Annotated in this window: 20 protein-coding genes; 6 read left to right on the plus strand and 14 right to left on the minus strand. The window is 65.5% G+C overall.

The window, feature by feature from the left end; translation table 11 throughout:
* Positions 1–5 precede the first annotated feature (5 nt).
* Positions 6–704, plus strand: coding sequence for a tetratricopeptide repeat protein (locus ASE13_RS07435; RefSeq protein ID WP_056613151.1), 699 nt, complete (start codon positions 6–8; stop codon positions 702–704).
* Positions 705–887: 183 nt separating this feature from the next.
* On the opposite strand, the gene ASE13_RS07440 is transcribed toward ASE13_RS07435, so the two are convergent.
* The 8 genes from ASE13_RS07440 to ASE13_RS07475 all read right to left on the minus strand — a co-directional run bounded on the left by ASE13_RS07440 (position 888) and on the right by ASE13_RS07475 (position 7062).
* Positions 888–1592, minus strand: a complete 705-nt coding sequence (locus ASE13_RS07440) for an META domain-containing protein (protein WP_056613153.1) — start codon at positions 1590–1592, stop codon at positions 888–890.
* Positions 1593–1818: 226 nt separating this feature from the next.
* Positions 1819–2622, minus strand: coding sequence for a TrmH family RNA methyltransferase (locus tag ASE13_RS07445; protein WP_056613155.1), 804 nt, complete (start codon positions 2620–2622; stop codon positions 1819–1821).
* A gap of 139 nt (positions 2623–2761) precedes the next feature.
* Positions 2762–3034 (minus strand): HPr family phosphocarrier protein, encoded by a 273-nt coding sequence (locus ASE13_RS07450; protein WP_056613157.1) that lies wholly within the window; start codon positions 3032–3034, stop codon positions 2762–2764.
* Positions 3031–3438 carry a PTS sugar transporter subunit IIA gene (locus ASE13_RS07455; RefSeq protein ID WP_029934455.1) on the minus strand — a complete coding sequence of 136 codons (408 nt, stop codon included), beginning with the start codon at positions 3436–3438 and terminating at the stop codon, positions 3031–3033. Before ASE13_RS07455 ends, ASE13_RS07450 begins: the two co-directional genes overlap by 4 nt.
* A 1-nt stretch (position 3439) precedes the next feature.
* Positions 3440–4372 carry an RNase adapter RapZ gene (gene rapZ / locus ASE13_RS07460; protein ID WP_082596417.1) on the minus strand — a complete coding sequence of 311 codons (933 nt, stop codon included), beginning with the start codon at positions 4370–4372 and terminating at the stop codon, positions 3440–3442.
* The gene (locus ASE13_RS07465; protein WP_056613160.1) at positions 4369–4812 is read right to left on the minus strand and encodes an HPr kinase/phosphorylase; all 444 of its coding nucleotides are present in this window, start codon (positions 4810–4812) and stop codon (positions 4369–4371) included. The genes rapZ and ASE13_RS07465 overlap by 4 nt, the downstream gene beginning before the upstream one ends.
* Positions 4812–6386, minus strand: coding sequence for a sensor histidine kinase (locus tag ASE13_RS07470; protein WP_056613162.1), 1575 nt, complete (start codon positions 6384–6386; stop codon positions 4812–4814). Before ASE13_RS07470 ends, ASE13_RS07465 begins: the two co-directional genes overlap by 1 nt.
* A complete protein-coding gene (locus ASE13_RS07475; RefSeq protein ID WP_056613163.1) occupies positions 6355–7062 on the minus strand; it encodes a response regulator transcription factor in 708 nt (235 codons plus the stop codon). Before ASE13_RS07475 ends, ASE13_RS07470 begins: the two co-directional genes overlap by 32 nt.
* Before the next feature lie 178 nt (positions 7063–7240).
* Here ASE13_RS07475 and ASE13_RS07480 point away from each other — a divergent pair, with 178 nt between their 5' ends.
* The 5 genes from ASE13_RS07480 (at position 7241) to ASE13_RS07500 (ending at position 12743) form a co-directional block, all read left to right on the plus strand.
* Positions 7241–8854, plus strand: coding sequence for a phosphoenolpyruvate carboxykinase (locus ASE13_RS07480; RefSeq protein ID WP_056613165.1), 1614 nt, complete (start codon positions 7241–7243; stop codon positions 8852–8854).
* A gap of 158 nt (positions 8855–9012) precedes the next feature.
* Complete coding sequence (metG, locus tag ASE13_RS07485; RefSeq protein WP_056613167.1) at positions 9013–10515, plus strand: methionine--tRNA ligase; 1503 nt, start codon at positions 9013–9015, stop codon at positions 10513–10515.
* Positions 10512–11291: a TatD family hydrolase gene (locus tag ASE13_RS07490; RefSeq protein ID WP_056613169.1), complete on the plus strand. Its 780-nt coding sequence runs from the start codon at positions 10512–10514 to the stop codon at positions 11289–11291. Before metG ends, ASE13_RS07490 begins: the two co-directional genes overlap by 4 nt.
* Positions 11292–11304: 13 nt before the next feature.
* Positions 11305–12072: an MBL fold metallo-hydrolase gene (locus ASE13_RS07495; RefSeq protein ID WP_056613171.1), complete on the plus strand. Its 768-nt coding sequence runs from the start codon at positions 11305–11307 to the stop codon at positions 12070–12072.
* A 17-nt stretch (positions 12073–12089) separates the two neighbouring features.
* Positions 12090–12743: a TIGR02281 family clan AA aspartic protease gene (locus ASE13_RS07500; protein ID WP_082596419.1), complete on the plus strand. Its 654-nt coding sequence runs from the start codon at positions 12090–12092 to the stop codon at positions 12741–12743.
* Between the two features lie 347 nt (positions 12744–13090).
* Here ASE13_RS07500 and ASE13_RS07505 read toward each other — a convergent pair whose 3' ends face one another.
* From ASE13_RS07505 to ASE13_RS07530, 6 genes are all read right to left on the minus strand, one after another.
* Entirely contained in the window at positions 13091–13444 is a 354-nt protein-coding gene (locus tag ASE13_RS07505) for a response regulator (RefSeq protein WP_056613173.1), read from the minus strand.
* Between the two features lie 39 nt (positions 13445–13483).
* Positions 13484–15865: a response regulator gene (locus ASE13_RS07510; protein ID WP_056613175.1), complete on the minus strand. Its 2382-nt coding sequence runs from the start codon at positions 15863–15865 to the stop codon at positions 13484–13486.
* Between the two features lie 91 nt (positions 15866–15956).
* Entirely contained in the window at positions 15957–18047 is a 2091-nt protein-coding gene (locus tag ASE13_RS07515) for a M13 family metallopeptidase (protein WP_056613177.1), read from the minus strand.
* Between the two features lie 43 nt (positions 18048–18090).
* Positions 18091–18666 (minus strand): DUF2062 domain-containing protein, encoded by a 576-nt coding sequence (locus ASE13_RS07520; protein WP_235536874.1) that lies wholly within the window; start codon positions 18664–18666, stop codon positions 18091–18093.
* Positions 18659–19138, minus strand: coding sequence for an SsrA-binding protein SmpB (smpB, locus tag ASE13_RS07525; protein ID WP_056613179.1), 480 nt, complete (start codon positions 19136–19138; stop codon positions 18659–18661). The genes ASE13_RS07520 and smpB overlap by 8 nt, the downstream gene beginning before the upstream one ends.
* A 115-nt stretch (positions 19139–19253) precedes the next feature.
* Complete coding sequence (locus tag ASE13_RS07530) at positions 19254–21566, minus strand: TonB-dependent receptor (protein WP_056613181.1); 2313 nt, start codon at positions 21564–21566, stop codon at positions 19254–19256.
* Positions 21567–21720: the final 154 nt, after the last annotated feature.

Consider the following 21720-nt stretch of genomic DNA (forward strand, 5'->3'; position numbering starts at 1 on the left):
TCGTCATGATTCGAATGCATTGGCTCGCGGCGCTGGCGCTGATCGCGGCAAGCCCGGCGTTGGCGCGGCCTTCGCAGGACACTCCGGAACAGGTAGCGCGCGGTGCGAAGCTGGGCGAAGCGCTCGTTGCGATCAAATCAGCCAAGCCGGACGAAGCGATTGCGATCCTCGATCCGCTGCTCGCCGATTACCAGAAGCTCTATGCCGCGGAGAAGCGCAGGATCTATTGCGCGCACGATCTGAAGCAGAGCCTGCTTTATATGGGTAAGGCCGCAGCTGCGAAGCAGGAAGCGATCGCGATCGATCCGGGTTGGTGCAATGCCTTGTGGGCGCGGGGGTTCGCGTTGATCGACCTGCAGCAGGTCGATGCGGCGGTGCCGTTTCTCGAGCGCGCCGTCGCGCTGTCGCCGTCGCATCCGCATTATCTGTCCGAGCTGGGCTATGCCTATCAGGTGCAGAAGAAGTGGCAGCTCTCCTACGACATGTACCAGCGCGCTGCCGCCGGCGCGGCGCTGGAGGACGAGGGCCAGCGCAAGAAATCGCTCCGCCGCGCCTGGTTCGGCATGGGCTTCAACCTCATCGAGCTCGGAAAGCTCGATGAGGCGGAAAAGGTGCTTGCGAAGTGTCTGGAGCTCACGCCCGACGATCAGAAGGTCAAGGATGAGCTCCAGTACGTCCGCGAGCAGCGCAAGAAGGCCAGCTGAGCCAAGCGAGGCTCAGGACTCATATTCGAAGACCGCGAAGCGGGGACCCATATCCTGAGCGCGCGGCAAAATGCACCGGTGCGGTTGCGGAAACTGTTGGAGATGGGTCCCCGCTTTCGCGGGGATGACGAGGAGAGGGATCAGCCCGTAATTAAAATCAACAGGTTGAATGGGCCCCCCAATCTACCGCCGCCCGATCGGCGCCAGCACCACGGTCTCGCCGCCGCGCGCGGTCATCACCAATTTGCCGTTCCGGTTGCGGCTCACGCTCAGCCGCTGGCCGAACAGCCTGATCAGCTTCTGCTCCTGCGTGTTGAGCGCGCCGGGGCACGCGCGCCGGGTCGTCGCCAGCGGTCCGGCGGTCAGCCGGCCGCGCTCGAAGCGGAAGCCGCCGTTGAAATTGTTGCAGCCGGTGCTGCCGCTCATCTTCGTGTTGGTGAAAGTCACGCGCGGATTGCTTTGTGCCACCGGCGGGCGCCCGGCGATGGACTGGATCCTCCATTCGCCCTCGACCACCGAACCCGGCGCGGGCCGGTCGGACAGCACATCGCCGCCACAGCCGCGCAGCGTGCGTCCGCGCAGGGTCACCGTAACCGTGTCGTGATAGGTGCGGTCGCTCATCCCGTCGCTGCACTCGACATGGGTGATGTCTACCGTCATTCCCCGCGCCTGATAGCGCTCGCCGTTGAAGCCGACGATCGGCCGCGGCTTGGCAACGCTGACCGCGCGGCCGCCCGCAGGCTCGTAACGGATCGTGCGGCCGTCGATCGTCAGCGACCAGAACGGCTCGGTGCCGAGCGCGCGATAGGGCTGGCTGCCCGACTGGGCCAAAGCGGGCAGGGCGGCCAGCACGAGCAGGCTGGTTGCGGCGATCGTCGACAAGCGCATTCGAAAACTCCCTTCGAGAGCCCGCGTTCTGCCGGAACCCGGCTGAACGCTTCATGGCCGTAACGATCGGTTCGCGTTCAGGTTTCGCATCGGCCTGGCAATGTAGGATTTGCCGTGCCAGCGTCGGCCCATGCTCTTTGAAATTGTGAGAGGCACCACCCGTTAGGCGACACAATCTTACGCCTACGCGTAACGAAATTGCCGATTCACCGTGCAAAGTGTGAAATTAGGCGCCGCGAATCCTACTCAGCACCTCATAGGCCATCACTGCTGTCGCCACTGCCGCGTTGAGGCTGTCGGCCTTGCCGAGCATGGGGATCTTGACCAGCAGGTCGCATTCCTCGGCCATGAAATCGGGCATGCCCTGCGCTTCGTTGCCGGTGAGCAGGAAGGTCGGCGCCTGATAGGCCGGCGCCTTGTAATCATGTTCGGTGTCGAGGCTCAGCCCCACCAGCTGCCCCGGCCCCGAGCGCAGCCACGGCACGAACTCAGCCCAGCTCGCCTTGGCGACCGGCACCGTGAACAGCGCTCCCATGCTCGCGCGGACGGCCTCTACCGAGAAGGGGTCGACGCACTCGTCGATCAGGATCAGCCCGCCCGCGCCGACCGCGTCGCCGGTGCGCAGGATCGTGCCCAGATTGCCCGGATCGCGCAGCCGCTCGGCGACCAGCCAGATCGGCGCGGCGGCGCGGTCCAGGTCGGCCAGCCCCAGCGCGAACTCGGGATAGACGCCCACCACGGCGCCCGGATTATCCTTGCCGGACAGCTTGGAGAGGATATCGGCATTGGTCTCGATCGCCTCGCCGCCGGCCCTCTCAGTGGCCTCGACCAGTGCCCGCACCAGCGGATGGTCCGCCATGTCCCTGGCGAAGAACAGGAACTGCGGCAGCCGCCCGGCCTCGCGTGCCTCGGTAAGGATGCGCAGCCCCTCGGCGAGGAACAGCCCTTCCTCGCGCCGGTGGCGCTTGTCGCGCAGCAGCCGGACGCGCTTGATCAGCGGATTGGAAAAGGCGGTTATCTCGCGGGGCATGGGAAAGCCTTAACCCGTTCGCCCTGAGCTTGTCGAAGCCTGTCCTGAGCTTCGCCGAAGGGGGGCTGTTCTTCTTTGGTGGAAAATCGATCGAGACGGTGCTTCGACAAGCTCAGCACGAACGGATCGGGGTTCTCCGCTATTCCTCGCCGAAGCGCGCCTCGACGAGCTCCGCCAGCGCCTGCACGGCTTCGTGCGCGCCGTCGCCCTCGGCGCTGATCGTGATCGAATCGCCCTTGGCGGCGCCGAGCATCATCAAATCGAGGATCGACGTGCCGGAAGCGCTTGCCCCGTCCTTCTCGACGATGAGCTCGACCGGCTGGCCGGTGGCGAGCGTGACGAACGCCATGCTGGCACGGGCATGCAGGCCGCGGCGGTTCTCGATCATGACGGTGCGGATCGCCCGGCTCACGCGGCGGCCTCTCCCAGGACCTCGGATGCGACGGTGATGTACTTGCGCCCGGCGTCGCGCGCGGCGGCGACGGCTTCGGTCACCTTCATCGTCTTGCGCGCGCTGCCCAGCCGGATCAGCATCGGCAGGTTGATCCCGGCGATGACCTCGACGCGGCCCGCTTCCATCAACGAGATGGCGAGGTTCGAGGGCGTGCCACCGAACAGGTCGCTGAGCACGATCACGCCGCGCCCCTCGTCGACGCGCGCGATCGCCGCGGCGATGTCCGCGCGGCGGGCCTCCATATCGTCGTCGGGGCCGATGGAGATCGGTTCGATCCGCTCCTGCTGACCCACCACATGTTCCATCGCGACCACGAACTCCTCGGCGAGTCGTCCGTGCGTCACGAGCACCAAACCAATCATTTCAAACTCCGCCCCCTGATATGGTCACCGGGGCCCCCTCCAGCGAGTCCTGCGGCGCGGTCTGCAAATCGCGGTGGGTCACCGTGGGCGAAAATCCCTCTTCACGCAACCGCCGCGCCATCCGTTCGGCGACGTGGACCGAGCGATGGCGGCCCCCCGTACACCCGAATGCGGCGGTAACATATGCCTTTCCTTCAGCCTGATAGCGGGGAAGCAGCAGTAGCAGCAGCGACTCGATCTGCGCCATTGCCTGTCCATAAGCGGGATCGTCCGCGATATAGGCCGAGACGTCGTCGTCCCGCCCCGTCCCAGGACGAAGCGACTCCACCCAATGCGGGTTGCGCAGGAAACGCATGTCGAACACCAGGTCGGCGTCGCGCGGCAATCCGCGGGCGAAGCCGAACGAGGCGATCGTCAGCACGGTCTGCCCCATCCCGTCGCTGGTGAAGGTCGAGCGGATCTGCTGCTGCAGCTCGTTGGAAGAGAGGCTGGTGGTGTCGATCAGCCGGTTGGACCAGCGCCGGAGCGGCATGAGCAATTCGCGCTCGCGGGCGATGCCGTCGCTCGCCGGGCGGTCCTGCGCCAGCGGGTGGCGGCGTCGCGTCTCCGAATAGCGGCGCTCGAGCTCGGCGCCGGCGCATTCGAGGAACAAAGTACCGACATGATGGCCGTCCTCGCTCAGCTTCTTGATGCGTCGGACGATGCTCTCCGCGTCGAAGCCGCGCGTCTGCGTGCCGATGCCGAGCGCGAGCGGACGATCGTCCTCGCCATCGGCGCCTTCGCCAGGCGGCGTGTCGAGCAGCCGGTTGAGGAGGAGCAGCGGCAAATTGTCCACCGTCTCCCAGCCCAGATCCTCGAGCGTCCTGAGTACGGTCGACTTGCCGGCACCCGACATGCCGGTCACGAGCAGGATATGTTTAGGCCGGCGGCTCACCGTGCCGCCTGCTTGAGGGCCAGCTCCACCTTTATCGGCGCCGAGGGCTCGAGCGCGGCCAATGCCAGCACCGGCACATCTATCCCCGCGATGCGCCGCGTCCGCGCGTCCTCGGGGAAGGCGGGCGGGGCATCGAGGATGACGATCAGCAGGTCCACCGGAACGCGCTCCACGCTGGGCATCTCGACAATGCCCAGACCGCGCACTTCGATCCGTCCGGCGAGATGCGTCGGGGCGCTCGCCAGCAGCACCTTGTCGCTGCGCTGGCAGATCACCTGCCCGTCGGCGACCAGCGCGGCGCCGCGATCGATCAGGCGTAGCGCGAGATCGGATTTGCCCTCGCCCGAGCGGCCCTCGATCAGCACAGCGCGCCCGCCGATCGCGACGCAGGCGCCATGCACCGTCTCGGAAGAGACCTCCGGAAGCCTGGCTTCAGGCATCAGTCGCGCTCCACCAGGGGCAGGCGCACCACGAATCGAGCTCCGCTCAATCGATCTTCTCTCGTTTCCACTGAAATGCTCCCCTGATGGCCTTCGACGATGGTGCGCGCGATGGCAAGGCCTAGCCCCGAATGCTGACCAAAGGCTTCACTCTCCGGCCGGATCGAGTGGAATCGCCGGAAGATCGCGTCGCGTGCCTCTTCGGGCACCCCAGGGCCTTCGTCCTCGACCCGCACCACCAGCATCTCGCGGTGAGTCGCGGCCGAGATCGTGATCAGGCCGTTGGCGGGCGAAAAGGAGACGGCGTTCTCGACGAGGTTCTCGAACACCCGCTCGAGCCGCGCCCCCTCGCCGAGCACCGTGAGCGGCTCGCGCAGTGGATGATCGAAGACAATCCGGATGCCGTTGGGAAGCCCGCGGGCTTCGCGCTGGTCGAGCAGCGCCTGGATCATCGCGCCGACATCCACCGGTTCGAATGTCGCCCGGCTGAGCTGCGCGTCGAGGCGCGAGGCGTCGGAGATGTCGGTGATCAGCCGGTCCAGCCGGTGCACGTCGTCGCGGACCACCGCCAGCAATTGCTCCTGCAGCTCGGGGTCCTTGACCTTCGACAGTCCTTCCACCGCCGAACGCAGCGAGGCGAGGGGGTTCTTGAGCTCGTGCGTCACATCGGCGGCGAAGCTCTCGGTCGCGTCGATCCGCGCGCGCAGCGCCTGGCTCATGTCCGAGAGGGCGCGGGCGAGCATGCCGATCTCGTCGCTGCGCTCGGGCAATCGCGGCACGACAACCTCCCGCGCGCGCCCAAGGCGAACACGCACCGCGGCCCGCGCCAGGCGACGCAACGGCCGCACGATCGTCCGGGCGAGGAACAACGAGAGCAGGATCGAAAGCAGCGAGACGATCGCCAGCACCACGCTCAACCGGAAGCGCTCGGAGCGCACTGTCTGGGTGATGTCGCGGGCGTTGACCGTGGTCATCACCACCCCGAGCTGGGTGATCGGCGCGGCGGCGGTGATGACGGGCGTGCGATCGGGCGCACGCCACACGGTGGCGGGAGTGCCGTGCGTCTCCCGCGCGGTGCGGACGTCCGGCCACTCCATGCCGCCGTCGCGCGGTTTTTCGCGATAGAGCGGCGCGCGGTCGGCGCCCACGACCGTGTCGATCACCGCATCGAGGAAGCGGGCGGTGGACTGGTTGAACGGATCCTTGTCGGGATCGCGCAACACGAGATTACGCAGTCCCAGCTCATGGCTGTCGGTGATGAGCTTGCCGTCCTCGTCGAACAGGCGGATCCGCGTGCCGGTATCGCGGGCGAGGCTGAGCACCAGAAGGTCGCGGCGCTCAGGGGTCGCCGAGGCGATGGCCTGGGCGATCAGCCGGACTTCGCCACGCGCTTCCGCCACCCGGCTGTCGACGATCCGGCTGCGATAGGAATCGAGATAGAAAAAGCCGCTGCCGAGCAATGCGAGCGCGAAGATGTTGACCGCCAGAATCCTCGGCGTGAGGCTGACGCGGTTCGACCATTTGAGCGCGAGGTCGCGCTCGCTATTCGTCCGAGAAGCGGTAACCGGCGCCATACAGCGTTTCGATAGCATCGAACTCCGGATCGACCTGCCGGAATTTGCGCCGCACGCGTTTGATGTGGCTGTCTATGGTGCGATCGTCGACATAGATATCGTCCTGATAGGCAGCATCCATCAGCTGGTTGCGCGTCTTCACGATGCCGGGACGCTGCGCGAGCGTCTCGAGGATCAAGAACTCGGTGACGGTCAGCGTCACGTTGATGCCGCCCCATGTTACGCGGTGCCGCGCCGGGTCCATCGTCAGCCGTCCGCGCTCGAGGATTTCGGCGGGCACCTGGGGATCGCCCTCGGCGGCGGGCTGCGTCGCCTCGGTGCGTCGCAGGATCGCGCGGATACGGGCGATCAGCAGCCGCTGGCTGAACGGCTTGGCGATATAATCGTCGGCGCCCATCGCCAGCCCGAGTGCCTCGTCGAGCTCGTCGTCCTTGCTGGTGAGGAAGATCACCGGGATCGCGCTCTTCTCGCGCAGCCGCCGCAGCAGCTCGAGCCCATCCATCTTGGGCATCTTGATGTCGAGCACCGCGAGATCGGGCGGGTTCTCGATCAACGCCTTCAAGGCGCTTTCGCCGTCCGAATAGACGCGGGTGAGGAACCCTTCGGTCTGGAGCGCGATAGAGACCGAGGTCAGGATGTTGCGGTCGTCATCGACCAGCGCGATCGTCGCGGTCATGCCGGGCAGCGTGCGTGGCTTTGGAGCATCATCAGGGGGGTTAAAGCAAAGTGGCGGGCGGCTCAATCATTGACACCGCTTACCCGGATTGACGCGATTTCCGCGCGCTGCCTATGCGATTCCATTGATAACGCAGCCCCGCCTTCGGGAAAGGGGCTCGCGATTAGGAGTTGGACCTGTGACCAAGCGCATCCCGCGCCACGGTCTCGATGCTCAGGGCATCGAGACCGGCGCTGAGCTATTCTGGAATCTCGAAACCGCACCCTTGGTGGAGCACGCCGTCCTTCGCGGCGAAGGCAGGCTCGCAAAGGACGGCCCGCTGGTGGTCACCACCGGCAAACACACCGGCCGCTCGGCCAACGACAAGTTCATCGTCCGCGACGCTGAGACCGAGAACACCGTCTGGTGGGGCAAGACCAACAAATCGATGCGCCCGGAGCATTTCGCCACGCTCAAGGCCGATTTCCTCGCCGAGCTGGCGCAGCGCGAAACCCTGTTCGTCCAGGACCTGTACGGCGGGTCGCAGCCCGAGCACCGAGTCAATGTCCGCGTGATCAACGAGCTGGCGTGGCACAATCTGTTTATCCGCACGATGCTCGTCCGGCCCAAGGAGAGCGAGCTCGACTGGTTCGCGCCCGAATATACGATCATCGACTTGCCGAGCTTCCGTGCCGATCCCGAACGTCACGGCACGCGCAGCGAAACCGTGATCGCAGTGAACTTGACCGACAAGCTGATCCTGATCGGCGGCACGGCCTATGCCGGCGAGATGAAGAAGAGCGTGTTCGGCCTGCTCAACTATCTGCTCCCGCCCAAGGGCGTGATGCCGATGCATTGCTCGGCCAATATCGGCCCGAACGGCGATACCGCAGTGTTCTTCGGTCTTTCCGGCACCGGCAAGACCACGCTTTCGGCCGATGCCAGCCGCACGCTGATCGGCGATGACGAGCATGGCTGGTCGGACAGCGCGGTCTTCAATTTCGAAGGCGGCTGCTACGCCAAGATGATCCGCCTCTCGCCCGAGGCCGAGCCCGAGATTTTCGCGACCACCAAGCGCTTCGGCACGGTGCTCGAGAATGTCGTGATGGACCCGGAGAGCCGCGAGCTCGATCTCGACGACGCGAGCCTCGCCGAGAATAGCCGCGGCGCCTATCCGATCGACTTCATCCCGAACACCTCGACCGATAATCTGGGGCCGGTGCCGAAGAATATCATCTTCCTCACCGCCGATGCCTTCGGGGTCATGCCGCCGATCGCGAAGCTTACGCCCGAGCAGGCGATGTACCATTTCCTCTCGGGCTATACCGCCAAGGTGGCCGGCACCGAGATCGGCGTGACCGAGCCCGAGGCGACCTTCTCGACCTGCTTCGGCGCCGCCTTCATGCCCCGCCATCCTTCCGAATATGGCAATCTGCTCAAGGAGCGGATCGCGAAAGGCGGCGTGAATTGCTGGCTGGTCAACACCGGCTGGGCAGGGGGCATGGCCACCGAGCCGGGGATCAAGCGCATGCCGATCAAACTCACGCGCGCATTGCTCAATGCCGCGCTCGACGGCAGTCTGAACAATGCCGAGTTCCGCATCGATCCCAATTTCGGCTTCAAGGTCCCGGTCAGCGTCACCGGGGTGGATCCCTCGGTTCTCGATCCTCGGGAAAGTTGGGTGAACAAGGCCCAGTACGACACGACCGCGGCGAAGCTGGTCGACCTGTTCAACGAGAACTTCGCCCAGTTCGCCGATCATGTCGACGAGAGCGTGCGACAATCGGCGCCCCACGCCCCACTACCCGCCTGACTTGCCCGGTCATCGATCGGGCCTTCAGGCAGTATCGACATTCAGCAAACTGACGCCCCTCCCTGCTTGCAGGGAGGGGCAGGGGGCTCGTGCTTTCGCAGGAGCATGAAAGACGGGAGGCGGTTGCCCCCATTGCGCGTCGCTCCTAAAGCCGCGCCATGGCCGATCCCTTCTACATCTCGACAGCAATCCACTATCCCAATGGCCGTCCGCATATTGGCCATGCCTATGAGATGGTCGCCGCCGACGCGATCGCGCGCTATCAGCGCCAGCGCGGCCGCGACGTTTTCTTCCAGACCGGCACCGACGAGCACGGCCTCAAGATGGTCCAGACCGCCCGCGCCCGCGACATGACTGCCCGTGAGCTGGCAGACGAAATGTCCGGCTATTTCCGCGAAATGGCCGATATCCTGGATATTTCGTATGATCGTTTCATCCGCACCTCCGAGCCTGAGCATTATGCCGCCAGCCAGGCGATCTGGCAGGCGATGGCGGACGCCGGCGACCTTTATCTCGATCGCTACGAGGGCTGGTATTCGGTCCGCGACGAGGCGTTCTACGAAGAGAAGGAACTCACCGACGGGGAAGGGGGCGTCAAGCTCTCCCCCCAGGGCACGCCGGTCGAATGGACCGCCGAGGAGACCTGGTTCTTCAAGCTCTCCAAATACCAGCAGCCCTTGCTCGACCTCTACGCCGCCAACCCCGATTTCATCCGCCCGGAATCGCGCCGCAACGAGATCCTCCGCTTCGTCGAGGGTGGGCTGGTCGATCTCTCGGTCAGCCGCACCAGCTTCGACTGGGGCGTGCCGGTGCCGGGCAGCCCCGACCACGTCATGTACGTCTGGGTCGATGCGCTGACCAACTACATCACCGGCGCGGGCTATCCGCACGACGTGCCCCGCTTCGAGAAATTCTGGCCCGCCGACATCCATTTGATCGGCAAGGACATCGTCCGCTTCCACGCGGTCTATTGGCCCGCCTTCCTGATGTCCGCGAACCTGCCGTTGCCGAAACAGGTCTTCGGCCACGGTTTCCTGCTCAACCGCGGGGAAAAGATGTCCAAATCGGTCGGCAACGTCGTCGATCCGATGCAGCTCGCCGAACTCTATGGCGTCGACGCCTTGCGCTATTTCCTGCTGCGCGACGTCAGCTTCGGCAATGATGGCACGTTCAGCGACGAGGCGATCGTCACCCGCGCGAACGCCGATCTCTCGAACAGCTTCGGCAATCTCGCCCAGCGCGTCCTCGCCTTCATCGCCAAGAATTGCGAAGGCCATGTGCCGGAGGGCAGGGCGGAGGAGGCCGACGCGGTCCTCCTCGCCGAAGTCGACGTGGCTTGTGCCGGCTTTCGTACCGCGTTCGACGATCTCGCTCTCAGCCAAGGCGTGGAGACGTGGATGACCGGCGTGTTCGCCTGCAACCAATATATCGACGCACAGGCGCCCTGGGCGCTCCGCAAGACCGATCCCGAGCGGATGAACGCCGTGCTCCGCACGCTGCTCCGCGCGATCCGCCACCTCGCCACCACGATCCTGCCGGTGATCCCAACCTCGGCGGGGAAGCTGCTGATCCAGCTCCCCTCGGTCGACGACGAGGACTTCCGCATCGCCGCGCCCACACCCATCTTCCCGCGACTGGAATTGCAGGCGAGCGAAGCGTGAGACTGGCCGACAGCCACTGCCATCTGATCTACAAGGGCCTCGGCGAGCAGCAGCCCGAAGTGCTGGCGCGCGCGCGCGACGCCGGCGTGGTGGCGATGCTCAACATCTCGACGCGGGAAAACGAATGGGATGACGTCATCGCCGTCGCCGAACGCGAGCCGGACGTCTGGGCCAGCGTCGGTATCCACCCGCACGAAGCCGACCAGCACGCGCATGTCGACACTGTCAAACTGGTCGAGCGCGCGCAGCATCCTCGCGTCGTCGGCATCGGCGAAAGCGGCCTCGATTATTATTACGACCACTCCGACCGCGACCGCCAGCGCACAAGCTTTCGCGCGCACCTCGCCGCGTCGCGCGAGACCGGTCTTCCGATCATCGTCCACACCCGCGATGCCGAAGCCGACACCGTCGAGATCCTGCGAGACGAAATGGGGAAGGGCGCCTTCCCCGGCGTGATCCACTGCTTCACCGCCAGCGGCGAATTCGCCGACATCGCACTGGAACTCGGCTTCTACATCTCGATTTCAGGCATCGTGACCTTCAAGAACGCCAAGGACCTGCAGGAGACCGCCGCGCGCCTCCCGCTCGACCGCCTGCTGATCGAGACCGACGCCCCGTTCCTCGCCCCCGTCCCCCATCGCGGCAAGACCGGCGAGCCCGCCTTCGTCGCCGATACGTGCCGTTTCCTCGCAAACCTTCGCGGCGAGGACCCGGAGGCGCTCGCCGCGGCCACCCGTCACAACTTCCACAAGCTCTTCGCCAAGACGCTGGCGTGAGCCGCCGCGGCCGATGAAAATCCGCATCCTCGGCTCTGGCACATCCTCCGGCGTGCCGCGGATCGGCAATGATTGGGGGGTGTGCGACCCCGGTAACCCGCGCAACCGCCGCACCCGTGCCTCGGTGCTCGTCACCACCGAAACCACCAGGATTCTCGTCGATACCAGCCCGGATATGCGCGAGCAGCTCCTCGCCGCGGACATCTCCGACGTCGACGCAGTGATCTGGACCCATGATCATGCCGATCATACCCATGGCATCGACGATCTGCGTCAGCTCATGCATGCCCGGGGGGGCGAGCCGGTGCGTGGTTTCGCGCGGCCGTTCACGCTCGAGCAGCTCCAGCACAAGTTCCACTACGCATTTTTCGGCCGTGCGCTCTACCGCCCGACGGTTGCGATCGAGCCGCTGCCTGACACGCTCACGATCGGCGATATTCGCATCACCGTGGCAGATCAGCCGCACGGCGGCATCACATCGGCTGGCCTTCGGTTCGATAGTAACGATAAATCAATAGGTTATGCTACAGACTTCCATGTGATGACGAGCGACATGCGCGCGCTGTATGCGGGGCTGGACGTGTGGCTGGTCGATGCGCTGCGCCGCGCGCCGCACCCGACGCACCCCCATCTCGCCGAGGTGCTGGAGTGGGTGCGTGCGTTGGGCCCGAAACGTACCGCGCTTGTTCATATGGATCATTCGATGGACTATGTCGGTCTCGCCGCCGAGCTGCCCGAAGGGATCGAGCCAGGCTATGACGGCCTGGAGATACGCGCGTGAATTCGTCCTGGGATAGCATGGACCTGATCTGGCTGGTGGGCGTGCTCGTGCTCGTCCTCAGCGCGCTCACGGTGCGGAAATTGTCGTTCGGCTTCGTCGTGCGCTCGCTGATCAGCTGGGCGCTGATCATCGGGCTGACCGTCCTCGCGGTGGCGCACCGCCATGAACTCGGCGCGCTGTTCGCGAGCGCTTCGGCCAAGCTCGGGATCGACGATCAGCAGGTCAACGGCAAGACCGTGCGCATCCGCATGGCGCCCGACGGGCATTTCTGGGCGCGCGTGAAGCTCAACGGCGTCGAGCGGCGGATGCTGATCGACAGCGGCGCGACGATCACCGCGATCTCGGATCGCACCGCGGCGGCGGCGGACATCAGCGCGAGCAACGGCCTGCCGGCGATCATCGAGACCGCCAATGGCAGCGTCACCGCGCGCCGCGGCAACATCCAGCGGCTCGCGATCGGACCGCTCGAGACCGAGGATCTCGGCGTAGTGGTGTCGGAGAATTTCGGCGATCTCGATGTGCTCGGCATGAACTTCCTGTCGCGGCTGCACAGCTGGCGCGTCGAGAACAGGACGCTGATCCTCGAGCCCAAGGTCGGCGCCAGCGACGAAGGCGGCGACGCCACGACCGCGCCAGCGGACGCTGACCAGCCGAGCAGGGAAGACATCTGAGCCGCTATCCCCACCTGAATTTTACATAATGTATATTATCGTTCTCATATTGTGTAAGCCCCCGAGCCGAAGGAGACGCTTCTCCCCGTTCGGTTGGCTTGGTGCGTGGGTATCGCAGCGCATAACTACGCGAGCCGCTATTGGTATCCGATGTGGGCGCTGGGCTTAGGAAGCGGCTGGAGCATGAAAGGCTATGGCCGCAAGGCACTGATTGGTTTGGCGTTTTTATAGGCGCGATAGCAGTTGGATTGCCGCTGGAGGCATCGCCGAGTTAGCTCGCGGGTGGGGCTGATCGTAGGTCTGCTAACCAACCGATAGCCGACATTCCATCGGCACCGATACGGTCCTCAGTCCAGCCCCTCGAGCGCCTTCTCCACCCCGTCCATCGTGAAGGGCTTGGACAGGATCGGGCGACCGCGCCAGCTCTCGGGGATGGTGTCGCCCGCCCCGCCGGTCGCGAGGATGAAGGGGATGTCGAGCTCGGCGAGTTTCGCCGCAACCGGCCAGCTCTGCTCGCCGCCGCGCAGATTGACGTCGAGGATCGCCGCTTCGACTCCGCCCGCCTCGATCCGCGCCAGCGCGCTCGCGACATCGTCGGCGGTGCCGGCGACCTCGCGCTCGAGGGCGTCGAGGAAATCCTCGAGCATCATCGCGATCAAGGGTTCGTCTTCGACGATCAGGACACGGCGGGGGGCGGGCATATCCGGCCCTTTGCAGGAAATATCGTCGCCGCCAAGAGATTATTTCGCAGCGAGAACGTCGCGTGCCGCCTCGGCAAGCTGTTGAACCGAAAAGGGTTTGGGGAGGAAAGCGACATTGCCAAGGTCGATCGACTTGCGCAATTGCTCCTCGGCATAGCCCGACATGAACAGGATCGGTAGGTCCGGATATTTGGCCCGGATGCGGCGCGCCATGGTGGGCCCGTCCATCGAGGGCATGACGACATCGCTGATCAGCAAATCGGGCTTCCCCATGCCTTCCAACGTCTCGAGCGCCACCTCGCCATTCTCGGCAACGACGACGGTATAGCCCTGGCGGGTGAGCGCGCGTTCGGCGACGGCGCGGACCATGTCCTCGTCCTCGACCAGCAGGATCGTGCCCGAACCCCATAGATCGATCTGGCGCGGCTTGACCGGCGCCTTGGCAATCACAGCCTCGGGTGCGGAATGGACCGGCAGATAGACAGTGAATTCGGCGCCGCCGCCGGGGACGTTGTCGGCGAAGATGAAGCCGCCCGATTGCTTGATAATGCCATAGACGGTCGACAGGCCGAGCCCCGTCCCCTTCCCCACTTCCTTGGTGGTGAAAAACGGCTCCCAGATCTTGCCGAGGATGTCGGGCGGGATGCCGGTCCCCGTATCGGTGATGCGCAGCGCGGTATAATCGCCGACCGGGAGGACATCGTCGTCCATCTGGCGGACTTCCGCGGCGGCGACGCTGGCGGTGGCAATGGTCAGCGTGCCGCCGCCATTGGGATTGGCGCTCAGCATCGCATCGCGGGCATTGACCGCAAGATTGACGACCACCTGCTCGAGCTGGCCCGGATCGGCGCGGACGGGCCCAAGGTTGCGCCCGTGCTTGACCTCGAGCCGGACGGTTTCGCCGAGCAGGCGCTTGAGCAGGTTCGAGACCTCGGAGATGACGTCGGGGAGCTGGAGGACCTGCGGTCGCAGGGTCTGCTGGCGCGAGAAGGCGAGCAATTGGCGGGTCAGCGAGGCGGCGCGGTTCGAATTGGCGCGGATCTGCTGGATGTCGTCATAGTCGCTGTCGCCGGGCGAGTGGCGCATCAGCATCAGATCGCAATGCCCGATAATCGCGGTCAGGATGTTGTTGAAGTCGTGCGCGACGCCGCCGGCGAGCTGGCCGACCGCCTGCATCTTGGTGGCTTGCGCGATCTGGCGCTTGAGCTTGCCCTCCTCGCCCGAATCCTTGAGGCTGATCAGCACCGCGGCATCGCCGAGCCCACGTGCGCCCGCGATGGTGAGCGCGACCGGCTCCTCGGGCGCATCGACGAAGCGGACCGTCATCTCGGCGGACTGGGCGGCGCCGCCGGCGAAGCGGCGGACGGCATCGGCGAGCGCTGCCTTGTCCTCGCGCACCACGAGATCGATCGGGTAGAGCGGCGGCGCGGCGGGATTGATCCGCGCGGCGCGCACGAACGCGTCGTTCATGCTGACGAAGCGGCCGTCGCGGTCGACCAGAGCCAGCCCCGAGGGTAGCATCGCGATCAGCGAGCGGACATGCGCCGAGGCGCTCGCGCCGATCGCCGGCGACGGCAGGTTGAGATTCTCCTCGTCGAGCAAGGCGACGAGCATCGGCGAATCCTCGCCGTCGAGGAACGGGATCTGGAGGACGCGCAAAGGCGTACCGCCGAGCCCTTCGCGCTCGAAGCGGACGAGCCCCATCGAATCGGTGATCAGGAAGCGCGTGAAGTCGCGGCCCTCGGCGGGCGCGTCGGGCGAGCCCATCGCCCGTGCCTTGAATACGCGATTGGCGGAGCGGACGCGCCCCTCGGGGGTGACCATCACTGCCATGATGCCCGCGGCGGCGAGCCGCTCGCCGGTATGGCCATGGATCAGCGCCTCGACCTGCGCCGCAAGATCGAGCGCCTGGATGCCGACGAAGCGCCAGACCAGGGATTCGTCGCCGACGCGCGAGACGCGGGCGGAAACCGGCGCGCCGAACACCTGGACATTTTCGACGCGCGCCTCGCCGTCACGCCATGCGGCGCGGGCGGCGGCACCCAGATCGGCGATGGCGGCATCGCTGACCGGCAGGTTCGGCGGCGTCGGCCAGCCTGCGAACAATATCTCGTAACGGGCATTGGCGCAGACCATCCGGCCGGCACGATCGGTGACCGCGAGCGCATCGTCGGAGGCCGCGGCCAGGCGCTGCGCGACTGCCCAGTCGACATGCGTCTCGGCGGCCTCTTCGCTGTGAAGGAGCCTGCGCGCGCCGAGAAGCACGCCGGCGGCGAGTATGCCCGCGGCCGCGAAGCCGAGCGCGACCGCGCGATCGTTGAGCGTCAACAGAATGAGCGCGGCGGCGACGAAGCCGGCGACCACCGACGCCATCAGCGGCAGGAATCTCCGGGAGTGCGCAGGATTGGGCAGCGTGGCCATGGCGCTACCGATGTTCGGTACGCAGGCGCGGGTCAAGCGCCAGTATCGGCAGCCCCTCCCCTCCCGTCGCAACGGGAGGGGAGACTGGCGATTACCAGATCCGGACGCGCTGCTCGGGCGTCAGGAACAGCTTGTTGCCCGATGCCGGCGCGAAGGCCGAATACCAGGGATCGAGATTGCGCACGACCCAGGCGCGCTGCTGCGACGGGCTGTGCGGATCGGTGAGCAGGCGCTGGCGGAGATTGGCCTCGCGATAGTTGCGCCGCCAGACTTGCGCCCAGCCGAGATAGAAGCGCTGATCGCCTGACGTGCCGTCGAGCACCGGCGCGCCCTCGCCACCCAGCGAATGCTTGTAGGCATCATAAGCGACGGTGAGGCCGGCCAGATCGGCGACGTTCTCGCCGAGCGTGAGCGCGCCCTTCACGTGCATGTCCGGAAGCGGCTCATATTGATCATATTGCGCGACCAGTGCGTCGGTGCGCTTCTTGAACGCCGCGACGTCGGCCGGCGTCCACCAATCGGTAAGGCGGCCTTCGGCGTTATACTTGGCGCCCTGATCGTCGAAATGGTGGCTCAGCTCGTGGCCGATCACCGCGCCGATGCCGCCGTAATTGATCGCCGGATCGGCGTTCGGATCGAAGAAGGGCGGCTGGAGGATAGCGGCCGGGAAGACGATCTCGACCATGCCGAAATTGGCATAGGCGTTCACTTCCATCGGAGTCATGCCCCATTCCCAGCGCCGGATCGGCTGGCCGAGCTTCGAGATCTGATCCTCATGCGCCCAATTGTTGGCGCGGACATTGTTGCCGTACGCGTCGCCGGCGACGATCTGCAGGTTCGAATAATCGTGCCACTGATCGGGATAGCCGATCTTCGGGGTGAAAGCGGCGAGCTTGGCGTGTGCCTTCACCTTGGTCTCGGGCGCCATCCAGTCGAGCTGATCGATGCGGCGATCCATCGCGGCGATGACGTTCTTGACCAGGTCATCGGCCGCCGCCTTGGTCGCGGGCGGGAAATATTTGGCGACATAGGCCTTGCTGACCTCGTCCGACACCGCGCCGGTGGTGAACTCGACCGCGCGCTTCCAGCGGACCTGCTGTTCGGGCGTGCCCGAGAGCGTAGTGCCGTAGAAAGCGAACTGCTCCTTGTCGAAGGCCGAGGGGAGCACGTCGGCGAAATTGTCGAGGCTGCGAACGAGGAGCTGGTCCTTGAGCACCGCGATCGGCGTCGCCTGGACGAGCTTCGCGATCCCGGTCACCGCGCTGGGCTGGGCGACGATCACGCTGGCGACCGGCGCACCGATGCCCGCGAAATAGCCCTTGAAGTCGAAGCCCGGCGCCTTCCGCGCGAGATCGGCGACCGCCATCATGTTGTAGGTCTTGTTCGCGTCGCGGCTCTCGATGCGCGTCCAGTGCGCCTGCGCGATCCCGGTCTCGAATGCGACGATCGCCTTGGCGCGGATCGCGGCATTGGGCTCGCCGGCGAGCGTCAGGACGTTGGTCAGGTGCTTCTCGTACGCGGCCTTGGTTTCGACGAGCTTGGCATCCTTCGACAGATAATAATCGCGATCGGGCATGCCGAGGCCGCCCTGCGACAGGTTGAGCGCATAGGCTTCGGGGTTCTTGTCGTCCTGGCCGACATAGCTGCCGAACAGGCCGCGCACGCCGTTGCGATCGGCCTGCGCATAGAGCGCGGCGAGGCCGGATTTGGCCTTCACGGCCTTGATCTGGTTGAGCCAGGGCTGGATCGGGGCGAGGCCCTTTGCGTCGATCGCGGCGGTATCGAGATAGGTCGCGTAGGTGATGCCGATCTTCGAGTTCGGATCGTTCTTCGCAGCCTCGAGGATCTCCTGCGTGCGCTGCTTCGACAGGTCGTCGATGACGTTGAATGCGCCGTAATTCGACTTGTCCGCCGGGATTGGCGTGGTCCGCGCCCAAATGCCGTTGGCGAAACCGTAGAAATCGTCGCCCGGCGCGATCGACTTGTCCATGCCGGCTTCGTCGAAGCCGTAATTGCCGAGTTGCGGGCGCGGCGCGGTAGCCGGGGCGACGGGGCCTACGGAAGCCTGCGAGACGGTTTCAGTCTGGGCGGCGACCGCAGGCGGCGGGGTTTCGCCGCGCGTGCAGCCGGCGAGCAACGCGGGCGCAGCGAGGAAGGTGGTGGCGAGAAGCGAGAGACGCATGGAGGGCCCTTCGAAAAGAGAAAGGCGCTGTCTTAACCCTCTACTACGCCGCGTCAATCTGCCGCGCTGCGCGCTCGGCCGACCGCCTGCGCCACTTGCGCGAAATCCACAGCCGCCAGCTCAGCGCAGTGACGAAATAGCCCAGCACGCCGCCCAGCACCGCGCAGATCGCCATGCCGACGGCAGTGGGCAAGCCGACATCCGCCGCGAGCCAATGCAGCCACCCGGTATCGACGACGGCGGTCTTCGCAGCCGTCGCCGCAGTCGTGCCGCCCAGATGCAGGACCCAGCCGCCGATCTTGTAATAGAGGACGAGCAGGAACGGCGTGGTGAGCGGGTTGGTGAAGAAGGTGGTCAGCGCGGCCGCGGGCACGTTCGCACGCAGCGGCAGTGCGAGCACCGCGGACGCCGGGATCTGGCCCATCGGGATCAGGATGCCGGTGAACATGCCGAGCGCGACGCCGCGCGGCACCGAGCGCCGCGTCATCCGCCACAGCGACGAATGCAGGATGCGATGCGCGATCGGCTTCAGCCAGCGGTTCGACTCGAAGCTCTCGCGCGTCGGCAGGTTGCGATCGACCCAAGCGCGGAAGCGCGGGCCCAGCCCCCGCTCAACCACGATCGCGGAGGAGTCGGCCTTGCTCTCGCTTCCAGTCCCGTTCCTTGATCGAGTCACGCTTGTCATGCGTCTTCTTGCCCTTTGCCAGCGCGAGTTCGACCTTGGCACGCCCCCTTGCGTTGAAGAAGATCGAAAGCGGGACGAGCGTCATGCCCTCACGTGCGACGGCACCATGGAGCTTGTTTATTTCGCGCTCATGAAGGAGCAATTTACGGGGCCGCTTGGGCTCGTGATTATAGCGGTTGCCGTGGCTGAATTCGGGGATGTTCGAATTGATCAGCCACACGCCGGTATCGTTGACCTCGGCATAGGATTCGGCGATCGAGCCTTCGCCGAAACGCAGCGATTTCACTTCGGTGCCGGTGAGGGCGATGCCGGCTTCGTACACCGTATCGATGAAATAATCGTACCGCGCGCGCCGGTTCTCGGCGACGGTCTTTACCTTTGCGGAATGGGCGTGCGGGCGAGCCATGAGAGGGGCGCATGTAGGGGGCCGATGGGCTTAAGGGAAGCGCCCTCTGCGGCCGGAAATGCAAGAAGCCCGACAGCATGCTGCCGGGCCTCCCTTTCGATCTCGCGCGGGGCGATCAGCGCATGCGGGTGCTGAACGAGACGCCGATGATCCGCGGATCGTTGAACACCGCGGCCATATAGTTCTCAATCACGCCCTTGAGGTTCTTCTCGTTGGTGATGTTGCGCGCGAACGCCGCGATTTCCCATTCGCCACCGTTGCCTTCGTAGCCGATCTTCAGACCACCTTCGAAGTTGCCGTCGGACGTGAATTCCTTGGTGTCGTAGAGCACGAAGCTGGTGAAGCCCTGGAGGTTCCAGTCGGTCGAGACGAAGAATTTGCCGTCGTTCGCGGTCGGGATGTCATAGCGCGCGGCGATGTTGAGATTGTACTCCGGCGCATTGGGCAGGCGATTGCCGTCGATCCGGGCGAAGGTGCCGCGCCCGGCGATGGTCACCGTCGGGTCCTTGACGGTGCAGACCACGACTCCGCCGAGCACGCAGACCTGCGCGAGCGCGTCCTTGTCGTCGATCTCGGTGTGCAGCCAGCTGCCGCCCAGCGAAAGCGCGAGATTATCGGCCGGATGCACGTCGAGCTCGGCCTCGACGCCGTACGCCTTGGCCTTGTCCGCGTTGAGCAGCACGCCGTTGCCGTTCACGTCATTGGCGTTCAGCTGGATGTCGTCGACCGTGTAATAGAAGCCGCTCAGATTGAACCGGACGCGGTTGTCGAGCAGCGTGCCCTTCACGCCGGCTTCCCACGACAGGATCGTCTCCGAATCCGCCGTGGTGAAGTCGGAATTGAACACCGCCGAACGGCCCTGGATGGTGGGTCCGCGGAAACCCTTGGCGACGCGGGCATAGAGGCTGGCATTGTCGCCGAGCTTGTAGAGCGCACTGACGTCCCAGCTTTCCTTGGTGTCCTCGAGCTCGACGAAGCGGCGGCCGGTATAGGTCACCGCGCCGGTTCCGGTGTCGGCGGTCTTGAGCAGGCGCGTCGACTTGCTGTCGTTGGTGATGCGCGCGCCGGCGGTGATCGTCAGGTTCGGGACGACTTCGTAGCTGGCCTGGCCGAACGCCGCCCAGCTGGTGTTGATGTTGTGCAGGCGCACCCAGTTATTGGGGTTGCGGCTGTTGGGGTTGGCCGGATCGAACGGCGCCGAGAGGAAATAGCGGCGCTGGTAGAAATCGGTGACGTCGCGCGAATCGAAATAATAGCCGCCGAACTGCCAGTTGAACTTGCCCGTGCCCGGGCTGGCGAGACGCAGCTCCTGGCTGAACTGGTCAAGATCGCGGACATTGCCCTGCGACTGGCCGTAGAAGGGCGTGCCGGTGAACAAGGGCGCCGCACCGCCGTCGGTGTCGCCGCGGCTGTAACCCGAAGTCGTCTCCCAGGCGGAGATCGAGGTCAGCACCGCGCCGCCCAGATCGTAGCTCGCGCGAAGCGATGTGCCGTAGGTGTCGTATGCCTGGGGATTGTCCATCGCCTCGTCATAGGCGACGCGGTCGCGCGGTTCGTTCTCGACGCTGTTCGAACCCTTCACCAGCGCGCCGCGGTGGAAGAGCGTGGAGGTGCCCTTGTACCAGCGGCCATGGCCCGAGAGGTCGAAGGTCAGGCGATCGGTCGGGGTGAAGCGCAGTTGGAGGCGCAGGTTGCGGTCGTCGAAACCGCCCATCGCGTTGAAGCTGCCGCGGGTGCCGTCGAAGCTCGGGCCAGTATAGGTGTTGTCGACCCAGTCGTCGCGGTGCTGGTAGAGGCCGGAGACGCGGAACGACAGAATGTCGTCGACGATCGGGCCGCCGAAGCCGACATCGATGTTGCTGCTGCCATATTCGCCGACCGAGAGCGCGGCGCGGCCCTGGAAGGTGTCGCTCGGGCGGATCGTGTCGAACTTGACGATGCCGGCGGTGGTGTTGCGGCCGAACAGCGAGCCTTGAGGCCCACGCAGCACTTCGATGCGGTCGAGGTCATAAACCGGGTTCGACTTGAGCACGACATGCTCGAGCACGACATCGTCCTGGATGATCGACACCGGCTGCGAGGCGCCGAGGTAGAAGTCGATATTGCCGAGGCCGCGGATGTAGAAGCGTGGGAAGATGCGGCCCGTGGTGGTCTCGGCATAAAGGCCGGGAACGCGGCCGGCGAGCGCAAGCGTGTCGTCACCCGCCGCCTGGAAGTCGCGGAGCGAATCGCCCTGCACTACTGCTACCGAAACCGGCACGTCGACCAGCCGCTCCTCACGGCGCTGCGCGGTGACGACGATGTCACCATTGTCGGCCTGCGCCTCAGGCGCGGTTGCGGTTTCCTGCGCGAAGGCAGTGCCGGCGTAGAGCCAGGCGGCAATGGCGGCGCTCGAACGAAGCGCGCGGCGGGCAGATACGAATTTCATCGGTTCCCCAATCTTCTTTTCTTGGTTTCGCGGACGCACGCAGCCATCGCCCCGCACGCATGGTGCGCGGGACGGCTGGTGTTCGCGAAAGGGCTTGTTCCCTGAGCGGGCGGCTAGGCGTGGATTGTGATCGGATTGTGACAGCCAGGCGCGG

Source organism: Sphingomonas sp. Root241, from assembly GCF_001428865.1.
Lineage (GTDB): Bacteria > Pseudomonadota > Alphaproteobacteria > Sphingomonadales > Sphingomonadaceae > Sphingomonas.